This is a genomic window from Chitinophaga sp. (assembly GCF_035564935.1).
Taxonomy (GTDB): domain Bacteria; phylum Bacteroidota; class Bacteroidia; order Chitinophagales; family Chitinophagaceae; genus Chitinophaga.
In genome coordinates, this window is sequence record NZ_DATMTE010000440.1 from 1 (window position 1) to 4,486 (window position 4,486).

The 4,486-nt window shown below is 44.3% G+C and carries 2 protein-coding genes; both read right to left on the minus strand.

Annotation, left to right across the window (positions count from 1 at the left end):
- Positions 1-1,318: RagB/SusD family nutrient uptake outer membrane protein (locus VN105_RS11445; protein WP_325640938.1), on the minus strand; the 1,318-nt coding region annotated here is incomplete at its 3' end.
- Positions 1,319-1,369: 51 nt separating this feature from the next.
- Positions 1,370-4,432, minus strand: a complete 3,063-nt coding sequence (locus VN105_RS11450) for a TonB-dependent receptor (RefSeq protein WP_325640940.1) — start codon at positions 4,430-4,432, stop codon at positions 1,370-1,372.
- Between the last annotated feature and the right edge of the window lie 54 nt (positions 4,433-4,486).

The window sequence follows — 4,486 nt, forward strand, 5'->3', positions numbered from 1 at the left end:
GCTTCGGATCATTGTAGTTAAGGTTGCCCACCTTTAACTTCAAACGCTTAACCGTCCACAACCGGTCACTTTCAAAAGCAAGCTCTCTGAACCGCTCATCCACAAAATCGGTGGACGTAACCGCTGTCAGTGGCTTTGCCCGGGCCCTGTTTCTTATGCTGTTTACATCATCCAGCGGAGTTACGCCCCCAGTGGGAGCCCCGCCTTTGCGGAAATTCGCTTCCGCCCTTGTCAGTACCATTTCAGCAAGACGGACAACCGGGATCACTTTATAGATATCCTTCCATTTGCTGGTATAAATACCCGGAGATCCTCCTGAAATGCCGACGCCATCATATACAAAGGTCTTGCGGGTATCCTCATTTCCGGTTCCGTAAAGATCCAGGAACTCTGGCAGCACCTGTATGTCTCCCCTACCTACCGGCTTTGCAGAATAAAAAGTAGGTATACCATTGTTAGAGGTGCCTGCATTACTCTGCGTGCTTTGCTGTATGGCAAAAATATCCTCCCCGGAGTTGGTTGCATTATTAAATGCCTTGTCGAAGGTAGCTTCAATAACAAAACCACCGTTAGTGATCACATCATTCGCAGCAGCAGCAGCTTCCGCATATTTTCCCTGATTCATATACACACGTGCCAGGAATGCCAGCGCTGAATATTTGGTGGCACGGCCCGATTCATTGGATTCCGGTAAATCTGCGGCAGCCGCAGTAAGGTCGGCTATTACCTGCTTATATACATCCTCTACAGAAGAGCGTGGTTTGTTGTCACGATCCGGCACATAGGTTCCAACAGACTCCAGTACCAGCGGCACAGCAGGATTGGTAGTTGTGCTGCCGGCAGAATAAGGCAAACCAAAGTAATTAACCAATTCGAAATAGGTAATAGCCCTGATAAATTTTGCCTCAGCAGCGACGCTTTTCTGCTCACTGGTATCCACCACACTTATTTTTTCAAGTACCGTATTAACCCCTGCAATAACAATATAAGCACGGCTCCACATACCCTGGGCTATGCTGAGTGTTCTATCCTGTTTTTTCTCAAATACCTGGTTGTAAGGAACAAATGTACCTATCCATTTCAATTGTTCGTCTCCGGCAAGTAAATCGGCAGTCAGTATATTACGCTCTCCGAAAGAGTTGTAATGCTGCAGAGAATTATAACTTCCAAAGAGGACCGCTTTCACATCTTCGCCCGTTGTAATTTGGTCGGGCGTTATTTGCTGCTGAGGAAACACATCCAGTTTGTTATTGCACCCATAACCAGCCAGCAGCAGAAGCCCTAACGATGCATGGATTATATATTTTGTGATTTTCATACTTTACAAGTTTTTAATTTAAATAACCAAACATTGCTTACAACCGGCCGATCAGAAGCGGACATTTAATCCTAATGTAAACGTTCTCGCCTGTGGGATGGTATAAAAGTCAACCCCGCCTGAAGTATTATTGGATGTATTGGTATCTGATGCCAAAGGTGCCGTATTTACTTCCGGATCGCTGATGTAGTGGGTTTTAGTCCAAAGGTTATAAGCCGCCGCATATACTTTTATGCCCTGGATCTTCAGCGCAGAAATCGCTTTTTTAGGCAGGTTATACCCCAGCGTCAGGTTTTTTAAACGTATATAGGAACCATTGTAAATATAGCGGGATGTTGCTTCTCCACCGGTACCATAAGATAAACTCACTTTAGGAACATCAGTGATATCACCGGGTTTCTGCCACCTGTTCATAATATCATGCGTTTGGTTATCCAATCCATTTGCAAACCCGGTTGTTTGATAGATCCCTGCCCGGTTGTAAATGGAATTACCACTCACAAATGTGAAGAATACACTCAAATCAAATCCTTTATAGGAGAAGTTATTGGTGAAACCACCTGTAAAATCAGGATTGGAATTTCCAACAATTACATTGGGCGACCGGCTGAAATCTGTTGTTGTTTTCCCTGAAGAATCGATGTATAAAGCTACACCGGTTTGCGGATCTGCACCTGCAAACCGTGGTAAAAAGAAAGAACCGATGGCCTCTCCTTCCACGGCCCGCTGAACGCCTGTATTAATGATCTGCCCCTTAAGATCTGTGATCTTATTCTTATTGTACGCAATATTGAATATAGTGGTCCATTTAAATGCGCCTTCCAGGTTACGAGTGGTCAAAGAAAATTCTACTCCTTTGTTTTCCATTTTACCAAGATTCTGGTAGATGTTGGCGTAACCTGTTGTCTGTGGAATATTTACACTCAGCAACAGATCGGTTGTTTTCTTTTTATAAACGTCCACCTCACCGGAGATGCGGTTATTTAAAAATCCGAATTCAAGACCACCATCTATCTGGAAAGTTTTTTCCCATTTCAGATCAGGATTACCGATGGTAGCGGGCTGGAAACCAGGCAGGTTAGGATAGTTAGTGATATCATACAGGGAAAGGAACCTGCTTTCACCAATTTCGGCATTACCCGTTAAACCCGCGCTAACTCTTAATTTCAGGAAACTCAGCGCCTTTGATTCTTTCAGGAAGTCTTCCTGTGAAATTACCCAACCCAATGAACCCGCAGGGAAGTAACCATACCTGCTATCGGGACCGAAACGGGAAGATCCATCTGCTCTTACACTGAATCCTGCAAGATATTTATCGTTATAGCTATAGTTAGCTCTGAAAAAATAGGAAAGAAAAGTATACCTGTAATTATCTGAACTTCCGAAAGTTACCGTAGTAGCTCCGGACAGGTTCTTCACCGCATCAGATGGATAGCCTTCCGCCTGTATGGATGCTGAACGGTTATCATTTTGAAGATAACTCATACCCAATACCATATTGAGTTTGTGCTTGCCGCCAAGGTCTGGCGTAATCGTGAAGAAGTTATTGGTATTAAGGGATATACTCTGTGCGTTTATAGATTGCCCCCTACCAATTCCTGCTCCATCCTGAGATAACTTACTCTTGAAGTAATCTTCGTTCATGTTAACGATATCTGTTCCTAACTCTGACCGGAAGTTCAACCAGGGCAGAAAATTATAGGCTGCATAAATGTTACCCAACGTACGGAAAGTAACCTGTTTATCTGTATCATATAATGCATCCAGCAAACCATTATCGTAGAGCGTCCTTCCGTTAGGCTTTCCGGTTTCGGGATCAATCAATGGGGAGATAGGTAGTTGCGCTACCAGCTGTCCTGGTGTGGAGAAGGAGTTATCATCGGTAACCCTGTCGAGCTGCGAGCGGTTTATACTCATATTGATACCTATTGTTAATTTGTCGGTAGCTGCATGATCGAGGCTGAGGCGGGCGCCGTAGCGGGTAAATTTGTTATTAATCACGATCGCATCCTGCCCGGAGTAAAATCCTGATACAAAGAATCTGGTTTTCTCATTACCGCCTGTGGCAGAAAGATTGACCTGGTTAGATCTTGCCACATCGCGGTATACCTGGTCTTCCCAGTTAACATCCACAGCCTGTTTACGCCAGTCGGTGCCCAGTGAATACCGATCGAGGAAACTTTCATAATATTGGGTATAGTCATCTATGGCCGCCTTTTCAGTATCATAGCCGCTATCCTGGTTTGCAAAGTCTGTTTTACCATCGTTTACCGCAGCTTCAAGAAACAGGTCTACATATTGTTTAGCGTTAAGGAATCCACGTTTTTTTGTTGGCTTTGCCCAGCTTGTATTAACATCAAGGTTAAATACTGTTTTCTGGTTGAGCTTTCCTTTTTTAGTAGTCACCAATACAACACCATTGGAGGCACGGGCGCCATAAATAGCAGCGGCGGAGGCGTCTTTCAGCACTTCCACTGATTCAATATCGTTAGGGTTAATGTCAACAAGCGGATTTGTCACCTCGTTATTGGCATCCGTTTGAAGACTGCTTTCAACGGGCATACCATCCACAATATAAAGAGGCTGGCTGCTGGCAGAAATAGAGGAGGTTCCGCGTATACGGATCTTAATTCCCTGCCCTACTTTACCACTACCGGATTCAATTACAACACCTGCAGCCTTACCCTGAATAGCCTGGTCAAAGCTGGGTACCGGAATATCTTCTATTTCTGCTGCATTTATTTTAGAAATGGAGCCGGTCACATCTCTTTTACGTTGGGTACCGTAACCTACTACTACCACCTCGGAAATATCCTTCGAGCTGGACACCATGGATACATTGATCACATTTCTGCCGGAAACAGGTACTTCCTGATCCGCATAGCCTATAAAAGAAAATACCAGTGTAGCAGCACTTTCATTCACATTTAATTTAAATGTGCCGTCAGGATTGGTAACAGACCCTTCCTTAAGGTCCTTTACCTTAACGGTCACCCCCGGTAGCGGACTGCCGTCTTTCTGATCAGTAACCTTACCGGTAATTTGTTTGGATTGGGCAAACGAAAGCATGCAGAGTAGCAATAACACGCCCACCAACGAGTAGAATCGCATCATGGTTCTTAGTTTAGATTTATATATGATTACAAGCAGTTTGAAAACATTTGGTTG